Source organism: Enterococcus malodoratus, assembly GCF_027659535.1.
Taxonomy (GTDB): Bacteria; Bacillota; Bacilli; order Lactobacillales; family Enterococcaceae; genus Enterococcus_A; species Enterococcus_A malodoratus.
Genome location: NZ_JAQDPG010000014.1, coordinates 77,757 through 95,719 on the forward strand (window position 1 = coordinate 77,757; position 17,963 = coordinate 95,719).

Sequence of the window (17,963 nt, forward strand, 5' to 3'; positions counted from 1 at the left end):
CACGATAGTATAAATTTAACAGATAAATAGAAAGGGGATTACTATGGAAAAAGTACCAGAAATAAAAATTAAATTAACCGATGTTACGGAACGCTTGGATGAAGGTTATCTATTGCTTTCCGAATTACGCAAAGAGGCGGATGCATCAGTAGTAAAAGCACATTTGTTAAACAAAGAGGTAATTGCCGTTTATGGAGAAGAGGCGGCCAAGAAATTTTATGATCCGAGAAATTTTAAACGAGAGGGTGCCATGCCGAAAATCGTTTTGAAAACATTGTTTGGAGAAGATGGTGTTCAAACCTTGGATGGCAAAGCACATGAATATAGAAAAACTATTTTTATGGATCTGATGACTCCAAAAAGGATGGAAGAGTATCATCGTATTTTGGATAATAACTTGTCGCATAAACTGAATCAGCAACAAGGCGAGTTCGAATTATTCGATTTGGCTAAAGATGTTTTGTTCCGTTCGATTTGTGAATGGGCAGGCATTGATCTATCCAAAATGACCCGAGCGGAGATCGACCGCGTAGCCGAATACCAAATCTCTATGATCAGTTCAGCCGTAACAAATCCTGCGACACACATTAAAGGAATCGAAAATCGCAAGAAATCAGAAAAATGGGCCCAAAAGCTGATCGAAGATGCTCGAACAAATCCGGTTGCCGGCAAAGAGGATGTTGCTCTTTACGCTTTTGCCAATGCAACAGACGATCAAGGCGAACTGCTTCCAATTGATGTTGCCGCAGTTGAATTACTGAATGTGATTCGTCCGACTGTTGCATTGACTGTTTGGATTGCTTTAATGGGACATGCTTTATTCAGCCGTCCCGATATTTATCAACGGCTGCGCGCAGAGTTTGATAAGCTGCAGGATTCATTTATCCAAGAAATGCGCCGTTATTATCCATTCTTCCCAATGTTGCCGGCCTTTGCAAAACAAGATGTGGAAATTGATGGTTATATGATCCCTAAAGATAGCTGGGTAGTTTTAGATCTATATGGAACCAATCACGATGAACGAACGATCGAATCACCAGAAATTTTCCGAATCACTCGTTTTATAGGTAAGGAAAAACATATTTCTTATGATGAAGAATATGAAATGATCGCCCAAGGCGGTGGAAAGTTTAAAGCAATGCATCGCTGTGCTGGTGAATGGATCACGTTGCACACCTTACGTGTTTTTTCTGATCAATTAGTTAATAAGTATGAGTTTTCAATTCCTGAACAAGATTGGGCGATTCCAATGAATCAATTTCCAACATTTCCAAAGGACAAGGCTGTACTCTACAAAAAATAATTAATAGTAACTTTATCAAATCAATTAACCTCTCTAAGCGGGACATAAGTCCAATTTAGAGAGGTTAATAGTTATTATTATTGAGTTATATCGTTCTTCACGATTGAATCAAAATTGATAAGTGTCCTTTAAAAAAGTATAATGAACCTCATAGGGATCAAATTTATTTGATACTTTTTCAAGTTAACAAAAAAACACTTCTCAAAAAAAGAGAAGTGTCGTAAAAAAATATGCGCCCTGAGGGAATCGAACCCCCGTCTCAAGAACCGGAATCTTACGTGATATCCACTACACTAAGGGCGCGAGCACGTTTATTAGTTTAGCATATAATTTTAAAAAAACAAGGGGAAAGTATATGAAGTTTCAACAAGGTTATTCGCAAAAGCAGCAGCAAACCCAAAAACTGGCGATGACGCAAGAATTGCAGCAGGCTATTCAAATCTTACAATTTAATACTGAAGAGCTGCAGGACTACGTTGAAACGGTCTCTTTAGAGAATCCGCTGTTTGAAGTGATAGCGCCAAAAATTCAAAGTGATTTGATGCAGATGCATAGCGGAACGGTCAAAGAGGAATCGTTTATCCAAATCGCAGATCATCCGGTCTCTTTATTTGAGCATTTAATCAATCAGATTCATTTGAATTATCGAGATACCTTCATTCGAGAAATCATGCTGGTTTTAGTGGAGTATGTCGATGTAAATGGCTATCTAAAGGTCGACGAAGAAAAAATCAAAGAAGAACTAAAGGCAACGGATATTCAATACTTGGATGCATTAACGCTTTTACAACAATTAGACCCTCCAGGTGTTGCGGCAAGAGATCTGCAAGAATGTTTGATGTTGCAGACCGAACAGGATGATTACGCTCCAGAACTGGCTTATCTTCTATTAGAAGAATCATTTGAGGCAATCGCGAAAAGAAAATTTGAACAGATCGCAAAAAATTATCAAATTAGTCTGGCGCAAGTTCAGCAGATTCTAGATTATATTCGTACATTGAATCCATTTCCAGGCGCGAGCTTTGGTGGACAGGATTCGAATTTCATCATCCCAGATCTCACACTAGTGAGACGAGAAGGGGAGTTAGTTGTGCTGTCGAATAAGCGCGGACAACTACGGCTGAATTTCCAAGAGAACTACTTCAATCGACTGAAAAAGCAGGCGGATGAAGAAACAAAAGTTTATCTAAAGGAAAAACTGCAGCAATTTGAATGGTTGAGCAAAACACTTGGTCAACGAAAAGATACCATTTTAGAAGTTGGAAAAATCATTGTTCAAGAGCAAGCGGCATTTTTTGAAGAAAAAAAAGGTGCCCTAAAACCGTTGATGTTAAAAGATATCGCGAAACAATTAGAAGTCCACGAATCAACCATTAGTCGGGCAGTCAATGGGAAATATATTGAAACTGACTTTGGTGTTTTCGAACTACGCGGCTTTTTCGTTAATAAGGTCAATGATGAAGACACCTCTGCCGATGAAGTCAAACAATTGATTGCTTCATTAGTTGAAGAAGAAGATAAACGCAAACCGTTATCGGATCAAAAAATTGTTGAACTGCTTGCAGAAAAAGAACAAAAAATATCTCGACGGACTGTTGCGAAGTATCGCGATGCACTAAATATTCCCAGTTCATCGAAAAGAAAACGTTTCGATTAAGCCAAGTAAAAATTCTTGGCTTTTTCCTTGCGTAGCAGGCTTAAAACTGTTACACTTTGTCATGTAAGAAATCTGCAAATTTCAAATGATTGATTTGGCTTTCTTGCATTTTTTTTAAAATTCATGGGTCGCTAAAAGTCTATGAGGGACTACTTAAGTCCAACGGAGGAATTCCTTTGTTAAGTGAACTAAGAGTACTTGAAGCAATCGCCCCTGATGTGTTAGAGGTTGTCAAAAAGAGATATCGCATAATGCAAAATATCTTCTGGATGCAGCCGATTGGTCGAAGAAACTTAGCTGATTCATTGGGTCTTACAGAACGTGTTTTGCGTGGTGAGACGGATTATCTTAGAGATCAGCGTTTGATTGACGCAACAAAGAGCGGGATGTTATTAACTGAAAAAGGCGAAGGGCTCTTGCAACATCTGGAACTTTTGATGGAGCAGTTCACTGGCATGGATCAGTTGGAGAAACAACTTGCTTCACTTTTTGAAATCGAACGTTGTTTGATCGTTTCTGGTAACAGTGACGAGCAGGAAAAAGTAATCGGTGAGTTTGGCGAGTTAGTTGATGAGGCTTTACAACGGCAACTACCAGAGGGTCGAAATATTATTGCAGTCATGGGCGGTACGACGATGGCGGAAGTCGCAAGACACGTCAGCCCGTTGGAAACAACAAAACGTCATAATCTTTTTGTTCCTGCAAGAGGCGGAATTGGTGAAGCAGTATCCATTCAAGCGAATTCGGTAAGTGCTTTGATGGCCGCCAATGCTCATGGAGAACACCGAGCGCTATATGTTCCAGAACAATTAAGTGAAGAAGCCTACCACACGTTACTGAAAGAACCTTCGATCAGAACTGTGCTGGCGATGATTAAAGAGGCCAATTGTGTTGTTCACAGTATTGGTCGAGCTGTCCATATGGCAGCCAGACGAAAAATGTCGGAAGATGAGATTGTTCGTTTGAAACAAAAAAATGCAGTTGCAGAATCCTTTGGTTACTTTTTCGACGAACATGGAGCAATCGTTCATAAAGTGCCACGCATCGGATTATCTTTAGAAGATATCCAAAAGATGCCAACGGTTCTAGCAGTCGCGGGTGGCAAGAGCAAAGTCAAAGCCATTACCGCGTATATGAAAAATGCTCCAAAACAAACGTGGCTCATCACTGATGAAGCCGCCGCAAATGAGATTTTAAAAGGGAAATCCCCTTTAAAATAAATATATTTTTTTGATTCCATAAGGAGGAAATCTTAAATGACAGTAAAAGTTGGAATTAACGGATTTGGACGTATCGGACGCTTAGCATTCCGCCGTATCCAGGATGTAGCAGGATTGGAAGTTGTGGCAATCAACGACTTAACAGACGCTAAAATGTTGGCTCACTTGTTAAAATATGATACAACTCAAGGTCGCTTTAACGGAACTGTTGAAGTTCATGAAGGTTCATTCAACGTAAACGGTAAAGAAGTTAAAGTTCTTGCTAACCGCAACCCTGAAGAATTACCTTGGGGAGAACTAGGAGTAGATATCGTATTAGAATGTACTGGATTCTTCACTTCAAAATCTGCTGCTGAAAAACATTTAACAGCTGGTGCTAAACGTGTTGTTATCTCAGCTCCTGGTGGTAACGATGTTCCAACAATCGTTTACAACACTAACCACGAAACTTTAACTGGTGACGAAACAGTTATCTCTGGTGCTTCTTGTACTACTAACTGTTTAGCTCCTATGGCTAAAACTTTAAATGACGAATTTGGTGTTGTTGAAGGATTAATGACAACTATCCATGCTTACACAGGTGACCAAATGACTCTTGATGGACCTCATCCTAAAGGTGACTTCCGTCGTGCGCGTGCTGCTGCAGCAAACATCGTGCCTAACTCAACTGGTGCTGCTAAAGCTATCGGTTTAGTTATCCCTGATTTGAACGGTAAATTAGACGGAGCTGCTCAACGTGTTCCTGTTGCAACTGGTTCATTAACTGAATTAGTTACTGTTCTTAACAAAAAAGTTACTGTTGATGAAGTAAATGCAGCTATGAAAGCAGCAGAAACTGAATCATTCGGTTACAACACTGACGAAATCGTTTCTTCAGATATCGTAGGCATGACTTACGGTTCATTATTTGACGAAACTCAAACTAAAGTAATGACAGTTGGCGAACAACAATTAGTTAAAACTGTTGCTTGGTATGATAACGAAATGTCATACACAGCTCAATTAGTTCGTACTTTAGAATACTTCGCTAAACTTTAAGATTTAGTTTAAGTGAAAATGACATTGTCTGAACAAGGCGGGGAAGCAACGCGCTTCTCCGTTTTTTTCGTAAGTTTATCATTCGCTCTTTTTGCGAAAAGAGTTGTATAATAAAGGAATACAAAAAAATTATTTGGAGGTTTTCTTTCATGGCAAAAATGACAGTTAAGGATCTTGACTTGAAAGACAAGAAAGTTTTAGTTCGTGTGGACTTCAACGTTCCTGTTAAAGATGGCGTGATTACTGATGACACTCGTATTAAAGCGGCGTTACCAACAATCAACTACATTTTAGAACAAGGCGGCAAAGCAATTTTGTTCTCTCACCTAGGACGTGTGAAAACAGAAGAAGACAAAGCAGGCAAATCATTAAAACCTGTTGCTGAACGTTTAAGCGAATTATTAGGTAAGAACGTAACGTTTGTACCTGAAACTCGTGGTTCTGAATTAGAAGCAGCAATCGCAGACATGAAAGACGGCGACGTAGTTGTATTTGAAAACACTCGTTATGAAGATATCGACGGTAAAAAAGAAAGCGGCAATGACGCTGAACTTGGTAAATACTGGGCTTCATTAGGCGATGTATTCGTCAATGACGCTTTTGGTACTGCTCACCGTGCTCACGCTTCTAACGTAGGTATTGCTTCTACTGGAATTCCAACTGTAGCTGGATTCTTGATGGAAAAAGAAATCAAATTCATCGGCGAAGCTGTTGAAGAACCTAAACGTCCTATGATCGCGATCTTAGGTGGCGCGAAAGTTTCTGACAAAATCGGCGTAATTAAAAACTTAATTCCTAAAGCGGACAAAATCTTGATCGGCGGCGGAATGACTTATACATTCTACAAAGCTAAAGGCATGGAAATCGGCAATTCATTAGTAGAAGCTGATAAAGTGGAATTAGCGAAAGAATTAATCGAAGCAGCAGGCGACAAATTAGTCTTACCAGTTGATTCAATCACAGCGGCTGAATTTTCAAATGACGTTCCAACGGAAGAACATACTGGTGATGTTCCTACAGGACAAATGGGTCTTGATATTGGACCAGAATCAATCGCTTTGTTTGCTCAAACATTAGAAGGCGCAAAAACAGTTGTATGGAACGGACCTATGGGTGTGTTCGAAATGAGTAACTTTGCTCGTGGAACAATTGGTGTTTGTGAAGCAATCGCGAACTTGAAAGATGCTACAACAATCATCGGTGGCGGTGATTCTGCAGCAGCAGCTGAACAACTTGGCTTCGCTGACAAGTTCACTCACATTTCAACAGGCGGCGGCGCAAGTCTTGAATTACTTGAAGGCAAAGAATTGCCTGGTCTTGCAGCAATCAACGATAAATAATTCGAAAAGTGTCGCACTTGTGACACTAGACAGATAATGAAAAGGAGTTTTTTTTAAATGCGTAAACCAATTATTGCTGGTAACTGGAAAATGAATTTAACTGCTTCAGAAGCTAAAGACTTTGCAGAAGCAGTAAAAAACAACATTCCTGCAAACGATAAAGTAGATTCAGTAATCGGATCACCTGCTTTATTCTTACAAGAATTAGTTGAAGCAGCAAAAGGCACTGACTTAAAAATCTCTGCTCAAAACTGTTATTGGGAAAATGCTGGAGCATTCACTGGTGAAACTTCACCTGCTGCTTTAGCTGATCTTGGTGTGGACTATGTAATCATCGGCCATTCAGAACGTCGTGAATACTTCCACGAAACAGACGAAGAAATCAACAAAAAAGCTAAAGCAATCTTTGCTAACGGCATGTTGCCAATTCTTTGCTGTGGTGAGTCTTTAGAAACCTATGAAGCTGGTAAAACATCTGAATGGATCGAAGGACAAATCAAAGCTGGTTTAGCTGATCTTTCTGCTGAACAAGTTTCAAGCATGGTTATTGCTTATGAACCAATCTGGGCAATCGGTACTGGTAAATCTGCTGATGCACAAATCGCTGATGAAATTTGCGGCGTTGTTCGTTCAACAGTTGAAGGTATCTATGGCAAAGAAGTTTCTGAAGCTGTTCGTATCCAATACGGTGGTTCTGTTAAACCAGAAAACATCACTGAATACATGGCTAAAGAAAACGTTGATGGTGCTTTAGTCGGCGGAGCTAGCCTAAAAGCTGATTCATTCTTAGCTTTATTAGAAGGCGCAAAATAATTTTTTAAAAAAATTGCAGCTTTTGTTTGCAACTGCTCGTGATTTTCACTAATATTGGTTATAAGGGTTTTTAACCCCTATTTACAAAAACAAAACTTAAAGGAGAGACAAAACATGTCAATTATCTCAGACGTTTACGCACGCGAAGTCCTAGACTCACGTGGTAACCCAACAATCGAAGTAGAAGTTTATACAGAAGACGGCGCATTCGGCCGCGGTATGGTTCCTTCAGGTGCTTCAACTGGTGAATACGAAGCCGTTGAATTACGTGATGGCGACAAAGCTCGTTACGGCGGTAAAGGTGTTACTAAAGCAGTTGATAATGTAAACAACATCATCGCTGAAGCTATCATTGGCTACGATGTACGTGACCAAGCTGCAATCGATGCTGCTATGATCGAATTAGATGGCACTCCTAACAAAGGTAAATTAGGTGCGAACGCTATTCTTGGTGTTTCTATTGCCGTTGCTCGTGCAGCTGCTGACTTCTTAGAAATCCCATTGTACAACTACCTTGGCGGATTCAATACAAAAGTTTTGCCTACTCCTATGATGAATATCATCAACGGTGGATCACATGCTGATAACTCTATCGACTTCCAAGAATTTATGATCATGCCTGTTGGCGCTCCTACATTCAAAGAAGCTTTACGTTATGGAGCAGAAGTATTCCACGCTTTAGCTTCAATCTTGAAAGCTAAAGGTTTAGCAACTTCAGTTGGTGACGAAGGCGGATTCGCTCCTAACCTTGGTTCTAACGAAGAAGGTTTCGAAGTAATCATCGAAGCTATCGAAAAAGCTGGCTATGTACCTGGTAAAGACATCGTTCTTGCTATGGATGCTGCTTCTTCAGAATTCTACGATAAAGAAAAAGGTGTTTACGTTTTAGCTGACTCAGGCGAAGGCGAAAAAACAACTGAAGAAATGATCGCATTCTACGAATCATTAGTTGCTAAATACCCAATCATCTCAATCGAAGACGGCCTAGACGAAAACGACTGGGAAGGTACTAAGAAATTAACTGAAGCTTTAGGCGATAAAGTTCAATTAGTTGGTGACGATTTATTCGTTACAAACACTGAAAAATTAGCTAAAGCAATTGATATGGGCGTTGCTAACTCAATCCTTATCAAAGTTAACCAAATCGGTACTTTAACTGAAACATTCAATGCTATCGAAATGGCTAAAGAAGCTGGCTACACTGCAGTTGTATCTCACCGTTCAGGTGAAACAGAAGATTCAACAATCTCTGATATCGCTGTTGCAACAAATGCTGGTCAAATCAAAACTGGTTCTCTTTCACGTACTGACCGTATTGCTAAATACAATCAATTATTACGTATCGAAGACCAATTGGGTGATGTTGCAGAATACAAAGGAATCAAATCTTTCTACAACTTAAAAAACAACCCATTCATCGCTAAATAATTAGCTTTGAACAACGGATAAACGATTAAGGCTGTGGTGCTTTTGCACCACAGCTTTTTTATATATATTTATGATAAAAAAATTAAGCGAGGAAATACGCATAAAGGGACAAACTCCTTTGGTTTATTCCCTTTCTTAGTTTTTCTCTACTGATCAATCTCGTTAAGAATATATTTCTTAACGAGATTTCTTTTGTTATAATTGAATTATTAAGAATAATTTGGATAATACAAATAATCTATTAGCTGATGTGAAAAGAGATAGGGTATCTATTTTTATACTAAATTTTGGAGGGATTTATGAAAAAGATTGTTGGATTAGCGGTTGTTACAGCGAGTATTTTTTTGTTGGCGGGGTGTAATACAGATAAAGAGCAAAAGAGAGAGTCTAGTATTTCAGAGTCCTCTTCTGAGGAAAAAAAGAAACTTGAAATTATTAGTTTCAAAACGTTCGAAACCGATGAACTAGGCAAAGCAATTATCACTGGTACGACTGATCCAAATGCGACAGTTTCTGTGGATGATAAAAAAGAAACCGCTGATGAGCATGGTCTGTTTCGCATCGAGTACCAATTGACCGAACCAAAAACCAAAGAACTGACATTGACTTCGAAAGTAAACGGCGAAGAGGCGGAGAAGAAGATTAAGATAGAACCGTCTAAGAGTTATTTGCGCACTGAAGAATCCTCAATGTCCGCTGAAGTGGCGGTACCACAACCGTCTAGTGAAACGAATCAGTCGGCAGCACCGGCAACTCCGGAGGCATCAGCTGAACAGCCTCAAAAGGATGATCAGGTTGGTAAGGTGTTGGTAAGCCCTAGCGGAGCAGCTGTCACGGTTCTTCGCGTCTTGCCGAACGGTGAACGAGTGATCAGCGAAGAAACTTCTCAAGCGGATCTGAATAACGATGGAATCCTGACGTTTGAAGAGTTGTCTCAGGCTGAAAATGATTCAAATAAGCAAATAGAAGAAATAAGACGTAAACAGCTAGAGGAAATGGAATAGTGACGGATTAAATTATTCAGAAATAAAGAGCTGCGAGAAATTTTCTCGCAGCTCTTTTGAACGTTTTAGTATGCTTGATGCAATGCATGAAGTGCATGTGCAACAGTGGGGTGCTGGATGGGACAATGGGCTTGCTTATCCCATAATTGCTGGAACTGTTTTTCAACCTCAGGCTGCATCGAAGTAAAAATCAATTTTTGATTGTTTAACGCAGCAACTGAGAAATAATCGGCAAAGGTGTCTCGCGCAGTCAAATCGATACTTGGAACACCGCGCAGTGAAAAGATGATGCCTTCTTTGTCGATGGCCAGATCAAGTTCCCTTTTCAACTGATTCGCCGACATGAAGAACAACGGACCGGTGATGTAGATGACTGCCCAGTCAGAGCCAGCCTCAGAATGCGGCAGATCCATTCTTGTCCAATCAATCTCTTCTGTGATAATAGAAATACGCGCGCTTTTTGCGATAAAGAAAATACAGCCGCAGATGACACCGATCACGATTGCGATGCTCAAATCGAAAATGATCGTGCTCAGCATAGTTACAACGAATAGAAGAATCGCTGTCCGATTTTTCTGCTTAATCATCATTTTAATAGTCGTCCATTCGTGCATTCGCCAGCTTGTAATAAGCAGAACGCTGGCAAGAGCGGCCATTGGAATCTGTGACATGATTGGTGCAAAAATAATCATCGATAGAAATAGGAAGAGTGCATGGAAAATTCCGGCTAACCGTGTTTGCGCACCCGATTTTATTGCCACACTGGTTCTTGCGATCGCAGCTGTTGCCGGGATACCGCCAAAGAAGGGCAGAATCATATTTCCGATTCCTTGAGCGATCAATTCTTGATTGCTGTCGAGATCTTTTCCGGTCATGCGTCCGGCAGAAGCTCCGCAGAGTAAGCTTTCTATCATACCCAGCATTGCGATGCTAACCGCAGGTAAGAATAATTGCTTTACTAACGAGAGATTAAGGGTTGCTAGATGAAGACGTTCACTCGTTAGTAGTGATGTTGGAATTTTGCCAACTTTTGCGACTGGCAGATTAAATATAATAGAAGCAAAAGTTGCTAGAATAATTGCGACCAGTGAAGCAGGTAAGATCTGATTCCATTTTTTTGGATAAAAGATCAGCAATAGTAAAACGATTATACCTAAAATCAAGGTAGGCAGATCTGGTGAAAAACCGGATCGGTAGCTGATCAGTTTTGCTAAAGCACTATCACCGCTTGACGATGTACCGAAAAAGTTGTCGATCTGTCCTAAAGCAATGATGATGGCGATACCGGAAGTAAACCCGGTAATAACCGGTGACGGGATGAAGGAAGTGAGACTTCCAAGCTTAAATAATCCGGCAATCAGTAAAATGATACCTGCGATGAAGGTGGCGACTAAAACACCCGCTAACCCTTGCGAGGCGATAATCCCAGTTAAGATGGCAGCCATTGCACCAGTCGGACCAGAAATCTGATAAAATCCGCCTGAAAGAGTGCCGATAACGAGACCTGCAATAATAGCCGTAATCATTCCGGCCGCGGCGTCGGCTCCGCTGGAAACACCAAAAGCCAAAGCTAAGGGCAGTGCTACCGCAGCAACAGTCAGACCTGACAATAAATCCTTTTGGAGCTTTCCCTTAGAGTAATGGCGAAACTCCTGTTGTAACAAATTCATATAACGCTTGATCACAAAACACTCCTTTTTGAAAATACGACAAAAGCCCGTAAGTAAACGGGCTTTTGCCAAACATTTTAAAACCATCTTTAACTATAAAAGAGTAACGATAAAAGTACAATGGTTTTCTTATGTTTTCTATTCAACATTTGGTTTTTGATTACTTTTAGCAGAGATTCAGCATTTTTCTGACGATTTTGATATACTGGAGCCAAAGGAAATTTATTTATGGGGAAGTGAGAGAGATGGTAAAAGATGAATTGCAGCAACATTTAGATAAGGGACGTTTTGGTACGGCACGGATTAATCCTGATGAACAGCGTAAATATTTAGGCACTTTTCGCGAACGTTGTTTTGTGAGTATGACGGTAAGAGAAATGAAGAATCAACAGGATCGCGACCATTTGATTTCGGAGATTCAAAAATATCCAGAAGGCAAATTATTGATCAATGGTGCTGTCGATGAAAAGGTGCAGAAAGACTTTATTGCACTAGCTTCTAAAAATTCCGCCGATTTTACCATCGTGAATGACGCGACGGTCGATTCAGAAGATAGTATTGGCGTATTATTGGTGACGGACCATGCGGTGAATGAAGAGATCATTGATATAGAAGAGAAATATCCGCCGACAGCTTCGAAGGATGAAGAAGGCTCGAAGAAAAAGAAAAGCCTGTTTGGCAGATTATTTGATTAAAAGAAAATTAAGTAACTAATAATTACAGTTGACATTTTTCTCAAGTGTCGGTATTATACTGCTTGGGCACCCTTTTAGTAAGGGTCAAGTGTTTAGTGAATTCATAGCTCCCTATTCAAATTGGATAGGGAGCTTTCTTTGTTTTTTCTAGACGTTTCCTGCAAATTAGTATGAAGGAGTTTTTTCATTTATGACAAAGTATATTTTTGTAACTGGCGGCGTAGTTTCATCAATCGGCAAGGGGATCGTGGCAGCATCATTAGGTCGTTTGCTTAAAAATAGAGGATTAAAAGTAACTATTCAAAAATTTGATCCTTACATCAATGTCGATCCAGGTACGATGAGTCCTTACCAACACGGAGAAGTTTTTGTAACGGATGATGGTGCTGAAACGGACTTGGACTTGGGTCACTATGAACGTTTTATCGACATCAACTTGAATCAATACTCCAACGTAACGACAGGAAAAATCTATTCAGAAGTTATTCGCAAAGAACGTAAGGGCGAATACTTAGGTGCGACAGTTCAAGTTATCCCGCACATCACAAATGAGATCAAATCAAAAATCATGCGTGCTGCAAAGATGACGGATTCAGATGTTATCATCACTGAAGTTGGCGGAACAGTTGGGGATATTGAATCATTGCCATTCCTAGAAGCTTTGCGTCAAATGAAAGCGGAAGTTGGCGCGGATAATGTGATGTACATTCATACCACATTGATTCCATTCTTGAAAGCTGCTGGCGAAATGAAAACTAAACCGACACAACATAGTGTAAAAGAGTTACGCGGTTTAGGTATCCAACCAAATATTTTAGTCGTTCGTACGGAACAACCCGTATCACAAGGAACGAAAAATAAATTGGCGCAATTCTGTGACGTTGCACCAGAAGCAGTAATTGAATCGCGCGACGTTGAAACCCTTTATTCCATTCCATTAGCGTTACAAGCACAAGGGATGGATCAAATTGTTTGTGATCATTTGAAATTGGATGTACCGGTTGCCGACATGACTGAATGGCGTGCGCTTGAAGAAAAAGTTTTGAACCTTAAGAAGAAAGTAAAAATCGCTTTAGTTGGGAAATATGTAGAGTTGCCAGATGCATACATCTCTGTTGTGGAAGCATTGAAACATTCTGGATTCGCATTTGATTCAGATATTGAAATAGAGTGGATTCAATCACAAGATGTGACTCGTGAAAATGTAGCAGAAGTATTAAGCGATGCAGATGGTATCCTTGTTCCTGGCGGTTTTGGTGATCGTGGGATCGAGGGGAAAATCGAAGCAATTCGCTATGCGCGTGAAAACGATGTGCCATTCCTAGGAATCTGCTTAGGTATGCAAATGGCCTGCGTGGAGTTTGCCCGTAATGTGGCTGGCCTTGAAGATGCGAATTCAGCAGAAACAGTGCCAGATACAGCAAACAACATTATCGATTTGATGGCTGATCAAGAAAATGTTGAAAACTTAGGCGGAACATTGCGTCTTGGTTTATATCCATGTAAATTGAAAAAAGGCAGCAAAACGGCTGCGGCTTATGGCAATGAAGAGGTGATCCAAGAACGTCACCGTCATCGTTATGAATTCAATAACCAATACCGTCAATTATTTGAAGATCAAGGACTAGCTTTCTCAGGGATCTCACCTGATAATCGTCTAGTTGAAATCGTGGAGATTCCAGAAAATAAATTCTTTGTTGGCTGCCAATTCCATCCAGAATTAATTTCTCGTCCAAATCGTCCGCAACCGTTGATCAAGGCTTTTGTTGGCGCGTCATTGGAAAGTAAAGAAGCAAAATAGTAAATTTGACTGAAAGGTGTTCGCGCCTTTCAGTTTTTTTTACAAAAAAAGCAAAAAAGTTGAAATGTAAAGGTTTTATTGAAAGGTTGGGAGTAGCAAAGATGTAAAAACTTTGATAGAATTAACTCGTTAGTTAAGCACAGCTTAACCAAATAGTAAAAAACCTTAGGAGGAATTTTTTATGCCAGTAGTATCAGGAGCAGAATTCTTATCAGCAGCACGTAAAGGCGGATATGCAGTTGGTGGATTCAACACAAACAACTTAGAATGGACGCAAGCGATTTTAAAAGCTGCAGAAGCTAAAAAAGCACCAGTTCTTATCCAAACTTCAATGGGCGCTGCAAAATACATGGGCGGATACAAAGTTGCTAAAGACATCATCACTGATTTAGTTGACTCAATGGGTATCACTGTACCAGTTGCTATCCACTTAGACCATGGTGATTATGAAGCTGCTTTAGAATGTATCGAAGTTGGCTACACTTCAATCATGTTTGATGGTTCTCATCTTCCATTTGAAGAAAACTTGAAATTGGCTAAAGACGTTGTTGAAAAAGCTCACGCTAAAGGTATCTCTGTAGAATGTGAAGTTGGTTCAATCGGCGGCGAAGAAGACGGAATCATCGGTGCTGGCGAATTAGCTGACATTGACGAATGTGTACAAATGGTTGCTACAGGTATTGATTACCTAGCATGCGGAATCGGTAACATTCACGGCGTATACCCTGAAAACTGGAAAGGTCTAGCATTCGACCACTTACAAGCAATCGCTGATGCTGTAGGTTCTGATGTTCCTTTAGTATTACACGGTGGATCAGGTATTCCTCAAGAACAAATCCAAAAAGCTATCACAATGGGTGTTTCTAAAGTTAACGTTAACACTGAATTCCAATTATCATTTGCAAAAGCAACTCGTGAATATATCGAAGCTGGCAAAGATAAAGAAGGAAAAGGCTTTGACCCTCGTAAATTGTTAGCACCAGGTGTTGCTGCAATCGTTAAAGATGCTGAAGAACATATTGACTGGTTCGGTTCAGCAAACAAAGCTTAATTTGTTTTTCTAGTCTCGGAGCATTTGCTTCGAGGCTTTTTTTGTCTTTAAAAAGGGAGATTTTACAAAATCCTTTTGAAAATTTGGACGATCACTTTTACAGGTAGAAGACTCTTTGAAATGCCGAAAATGACGCTGAAACGAAGAAAAAGGAACCGAATAACCGCTGCGCTATAAACAAAACTTACTTGATCTTGAAAGACCTATTTATTTTCTATTGAGTTTTAGGAATGCTTCCTTTTTATGCAAGCAATAATATGCTAGAATGGATATTGGTCTATAAACTTAAAAATAATTAATTAGGTGAAAATAAATGAAAAAAATCGAAATTCATGGTGGAAAACCATTATCAGGTAATATTACAATTAGCGGCGCGAAAAACAGCGCGGTCGCATTGATCCCAGCAGCAATCATGGCAGACTCGCCGGTAACATTAGAAGGCGTTCCAGATATTCAAGATGTTCATTCATTGATCGAGATTTTAGAAATCATGGGTGCGGAAGTTTCTTTTGCGGATAATCGGATGGTCATTGATCCAAGCAACATTGTGTCGATCCCAATGCCAAGTGGAAAAATCAATTCATTACGCGCTTCGTACTATTTTATGGGCGCATTAGTTGGAAAATTCGGTGAAGCAGTCGTTGGTTTGCCAGGAGGATGTTTCTTAGGACCTCGTCCGATTGATCTTCATATCAAAGGTTTCGAGAGCCTAGGCGCAGAGGTTTCAAACGAACATGGAGTCATTTATTTACGTACAGAGGAAGAAGGTCTGAAAGGCGATCGCATCTTTATGGATGTGGTTTCTATTGGTGCGACCATTAATGTTATGCTGGCGGCCGTTAAAGCTAAAGGCAAGACAATCATTGAAAACGCAGCAAGAGAGCCTGAAATCATTGATGTTGCTACGCTATTAAACAATATGGGCGCGAAAATCCGTGGTGCTGGTACAGATGAAATTCGTATCGAAGGTGTAGAAGAATTACATGGCTGTGTCCATTCAATCATTCCAGACCGGATCGAAGCTGGTACTTATTTAGCGCTGGCGGCAGCGATGGGCGAAGGTGTGACAGTTCATAATGTTATTTACGAACACATTGAGAGCTTTATCGCGAAGCTGGAAGAAATCGGTGTAGAAATGAACATTTCAGAAGACAGCATCGAAGTATTACCCTCTAAAAATCTGAAAGCGGTGGATGTGACAACATCACCTTATCCAGGCTTTGCGACTGATTTGCAGCAGCCGTTAACGCCTTTATTGCTGAAAGCGGAAGGCACAGCTGAAATCATCGATACGATTTATTCAAAACGAGTGAATCATATCCCAGAATTAGTGCGAATGGGGGCAGCAGCTCGCGTGGAAGGAAATTTGATCGTATTAAACGGGTCAAATCATTTACACGGTGCCGAAGTAGTCGCTTCTGATTTGCGTGCAGGGGCTTGTTTAGTTATCGCCGGGTTAATGGCTGAAGGCAAAACAACGATTTTTAATGTGGAATACATTTTACGCGGTTACGATCATATTATTGAGAAACTAACGGCTCTTGGTGCTACTATCGAAATGATCGACGAGGAAGAGGCGGAATAATGAGCGATTATTTAACAATGGCGGAACTTGAAAATAAGACGCTGAAAGAGATTTATGCATATGCGAAGGATTTCAAGATCCCTTATTATAGTCAAATGAACAAAAAAGAATTATCTTTAGCTGTCATTCGAGCACAGGCAGAAAAACAAGGCTTCTTTTACATGGAAGGAGTCTTGGATATTGTGGGGCAAGATGGCTACGGCTTCTTGCGCCCAATTAATTATGGATCAAGTGCGGAGGATATCTACATCTCTTCTTCACAGATCCGCCGTTTCGGTTTGCGAAATGGGGACAAGGTGGCTGGGAAGGCCCGTCCGCCAAAAGAATCAGAACGTTATTATGGCTTGATGCATGTGGAAAGCGTCAATGGTAAAGATCCGGAAGAGGCCAAAGAACGCCCGCATTTTCCAGCATTAACAGCTCTTTATCCAGATAAACAGCTCGTTCTAGAAACAACATCTGGTCGTTTGTCTACGCGAATGATCGATATCTTCTCACCAGTCGGATTTGGTCAACGTGGCTTGATCGTTGCTCCTCCTAAGGCTGGTAAAACAACCATCCTTAAGGAAATCGCCAATGGTATCACCGACAATTATCCCGATGTCGAACTGATCGTATTATTAATCGATGAACGTCCTGAAGAAGTCACTGACTTAGAGCGCAGTGTTAAAGGCGACGTTGTTTATTCGACATTTGATCAGCAACCGCAAAATCACACACGTGTATCAGAGCTGGTACTAGAGCGTGCAATGCGTTTAGTCGAGGACAAACGCGATGTGGTCATTTTAATGGACAGTATCACACGGTTGGCTCGGGCCTACAATCTGGTTGTGCCGCCAAGTGGACGAACATTAAGCGGCGGGATCGATCCTGCAGCACTTTATAAACCTAAGAAATTCTTCGGTGCGGCTCGGAATATTGAAGAAGGCGGCAGTCTGACGATTTTGGCGACGGCTCTAGTTGACACTGGTAGTCGGATGGATGATGTAATCTATGAAGAATTCAAGGGAACAGGGAACTTAGAATTACAATTGTCTCGTGAATTATCAGAACGTCGGGTATTCCCAGCAATCGACATCAAGAAATCTGGGACTCGTAAAGAAGAATTACTGATGTCCCCAACGCGTCTTGAAGAAATCTTCAAACTTCGGAATAATATGACAGGAGACTCGTTGGAGTATACTTCACAATTCGTGAATTTCCTGAAAAAGACAAAGAATAACGATGATGTTTTCAAAGCTTTCAAGGATGTTTCCTTCGGCGGAAAAACACCGCGCAGAAATCAAAAAAGATAATTGCATTGTCGAATCATTCATGATAGTATATTCATGTTGCAAATTGCAAAAATAACTCTGAAC

General features: G+C 40.4%; 14 protein-coding genes and 1 tRNA gene. 13 read left to right on the top strand and 2 right to left on the bottom strand.

Going from position 1 to position 17,963, the window contains the following annotated elements; genetic code table 11:
* Positions 1-43: 43 nt before the first annotated feature.
* Positions 44-1,303, top strand: coding sequence for a cytochrome P450 (locus tag PGP85_RS19090; protein WP_270328882.1), 1,260 nt, complete (start codon positions 44-46; stop codon positions 1,301-1,303).
* A gap of 231 nt (positions 1,304-1,534) precedes the next feature.
* On the opposite strand, the gene PGP85_RS19095 is transcribed toward PGP85_RS19090, so the two are convergent.
* A tRNA-Arg gene (locus PGP85_RS19095) sits at positions 1,535-1,606 on the bottom strand.
* Positions 1,607-1,658: 52 nt separating this feature from the next.
* On the opposite strand from PGP85_RS19095, the gene rpoN reads away from it, so the two are divergent.
* The 7 genes from rpoN (at position 1,659) to PGP85_RS19130 (ending at position 9,803) form a co-directional block, all read left to right on the top strand.
* Positions 1,659-2,960 carry an RNA polymerase factor sigma-54 gene (gene rpoN / locus PGP85_RS19100; protein WP_010739551.1) on the top strand — a complete coding sequence of 434 codons (1,302 nt, stop codon included), beginning with the start codon at positions 1,659-1,661 and terminating at the stop codon, positions 2,958-2,960.
* A 176-nt stretch (positions 2,961-3,136) separates the two neighbouring features.
* Entirely contained in the window at positions 3,137-4,180 is a 1,044-nt protein-coding gene (locus tag PGP85_RS19105; RefSeq protein WP_010739550.1) for a sugar-binding transcriptional regulator, read from the top strand.
* A 36-nt stretch (positions 4,181-4,216) separates the two neighbouring features.
* Entirely contained in the window at positions 4,217-5,218 is a 1,002-nt protein-coding gene (gene gap, locus PGP85_RS19110) for a type I glyceraldehyde-3-phosphate dehydrogenase (RefSeq protein WP_010739549.1), read from the top strand.
* 149 nt (positions 5,219-5,367) lie between these two features.
* The gene (locus PGP85_RS19115) at positions 5,368-6,558 is read left to right on the top strand and encodes a phosphoglycerate kinase (protein WP_010739548.1); all 1,191 of its coding nucleotides are present in this window, start codon (positions 5,368-5,370) and stop codon (positions 6,556-6,558) included.
* Between the two features lie 57 nt (positions 6,559-6,615).
* The gene (tpiA, locus tag PGP85_RS19120) at positions 6,616-7,371 is read left to right on the top strand and encodes a triose-phosphate isomerase (protein ID WP_090407004.1); all 756 of its coding nucleotides are present in this window, start codon (positions 6,616-6,618) and stop codon (positions 7,369-7,371) included.
* A gap of 114 nt (positions 7,372-7,485) precedes the next feature.
* Positions 7,486-8,799, top strand: a complete 1,314-nt coding sequence (eno, locus tag PGP85_RS19125; RefSeq protein WP_010739546.1) for a phosphopyruvate hydratase — start codon at positions 7,486-7,488, stop codon at positions 8,797-8,799.
* Positions 8,800-9,098: 299 nt separating this feature from the next.
* Positions 9,099-9,803: a hypothetical protein gene (locus PGP85_RS19130; protein ID WP_270328883.1), complete on the top strand. Its 705-nt coding sequence runs from the start codon at positions 9,099-9,101 to the stop codon at positions 9,801-9,803.
* A 65-nt stretch (positions 9,804-9,868) separates the two neighbouring features.
* On the opposite strand, the gene PGP85_RS19135 is transcribed toward PGP85_RS19130, so the two are convergent.
* Positions 9,869-11,488, bottom strand: coding sequence for a SulP family inorganic anion transporter (locus tag PGP85_RS19135; RefSeq protein ID WP_270328884.1), 1,620 nt, complete (start codon positions 11,486-11,488; stop codon positions 9,869-9,871).
* Positions 11,489-11,718: 230 nt separating this feature from the next.
* Between PGP85_RS19135 and PGP85_RS19140 the strand changes: the two genes are divergently transcribed.
* The 5 genes from PGP85_RS19140 to rho all read left to right on the top strand — a co-directional run bounded on the left by PGP85_RS19140 (position 11,719) and on the right by rho (position 17,900).
* Complete coding sequence (locus PGP85_RS19140) at positions 11,719-12,168, top strand: YueI family protein (RefSeq protein ID WP_270328885.1); 450 nt, start codon at positions 11,719-11,721, stop codon at positions 12,166-12,168.
* A gap of 190 nt (positions 12,169-12,358) precedes the next feature.
* A complete protein-coding gene (locus PGP85_RS19145) occupies positions 12,359-13,969 on the top strand; it encodes a CTP synthase (protein WP_270328886.1) in 1,611 nt (536 codons plus the stop codon).
* Between the two features lie 181 nt (positions 13,970-14,150).
* On the top strand, positions 14,151-15,020 hold the full coding sequence (locus PGP85_RS19150) for a class II fructose-bisphosphate aldolase (RefSeq protein WP_010739541.1): 870 nt from the start codon (positions 14,151-14,153) through the stop codon (positions 15,018-15,020).
* Positions 15,021-15,333: 313 nt separating this feature from the next.
* Positions 15,334-16,605, top strand: coding sequence for a UDP-N-acetylglucosamine 1-carboxyvinyltransferase (locus PGP85_RS19155; protein ID WP_010739540.1), 1,272 nt, complete (start codon positions 15,334-15,336; stop codon positions 16,603-16,605).
* On the top strand, positions 16,605-17,900 hold the full coding sequence (rho, locus tag PGP85_RS19160) for a transcription termination factor Rho (protein ID WP_010739539.1): 1,296 nt from the start codon (positions 16,605-16,607) through the stop codon (positions 17,898-17,900). The genes PGP85_RS19155 and rho overlap by 1 nt, the downstream gene beginning before the upstream one ends.
* Positions 17,901-17,963 lie beyond the last annotated feature (63 nt).

What these genes read in the sequence shown, in the direction of transcription:
- PGP85_RS19150 (WP_010739541.1), top strand. Translation starts at nt 14,151, where the DNA reads ATGCCAGTAGTATCAGGAGCAGAATTCTTATCAGCAGCACGTAAAGGC.
- PGP85_RS19145 (WP_270328886.1), top strand. Translation starts at nt 12,359, where the DNA reads ATGACAAAGTATATTTTTGTAACTGGCGGCGTAGTTTCATCAATCGGC.
- PGP85_RS19130 (WP_270328883.1), top strand. Translation starts at nt 9,099, where the DNA reads ATGAAAAAGATTGTTGGATTAGCGGTTGTTACAGCGAGTATTTTTTTG.
- gap (WP_010739549.1), top strand. Translation starts at nt 4,217, where the DNA reads ATGACAGTAAAAGTTGGAATTAACGGATTTGGACGTATCGGACGCTTA.
- tpiA (WP_090407004.1), top strand. Translation starts at nt 6,616, where the DNA reads ATGCGTAAACCAATTATTGCTGGTAACTGGAAAATGAATTTAACTGCT.
- PGP85_RS19115 (WP_010739548.1), top strand. Translation starts at nt 5,368, where the DNA reads ATGGCAAAAATGACAGTTAAGGATCTTGACTTGAAAGACAAGAAAGTT.
- rho (WP_010739539.1), top strand. Translation starts at nt 16,605, where the DNA reads ATGAGCGATTATTTAACAATGGCGGAACTTGAAAATAAGACGCTGAAA.
- PGP85_RS19155 (WP_010739540.1), top strand. Translation starts at nt 15,334, where the DNA reads ATGAAAAAAATCGAAATTCATGGTGGAAAACCATTATCAGGTAATATT.
- PGP85_RS19140 (WP_270328885.1), top strand. Translation starts at nt 11,719, where the DNA reads ATGGTAAAAGATGAATTGCAGCAACATTTAGATAAGGGACGTTTTGGT.
- rpoN (WP_010739551.1), top strand. Translation starts at nt 1,659, where the DNA reads ATGAAGTTTCAACAAGGTTATTCGCAAAAGCAGCAGCAAACCCAAAAA.
- eno (WP_010739546.1), top strand. Translation starts at nt 7,486, where the DNA reads ATGTCAATTATCTCAGACGTTTACGCACGCGAAGTCCTAGACTCACGT.
- PGP85_RS19090 (WP_270328882.1), top strand. Translation starts at nt 44, where the DNA reads ATGGAAAAAGTACCAGAAATAAAAATTAAATTAACCGATGTTACGGAA.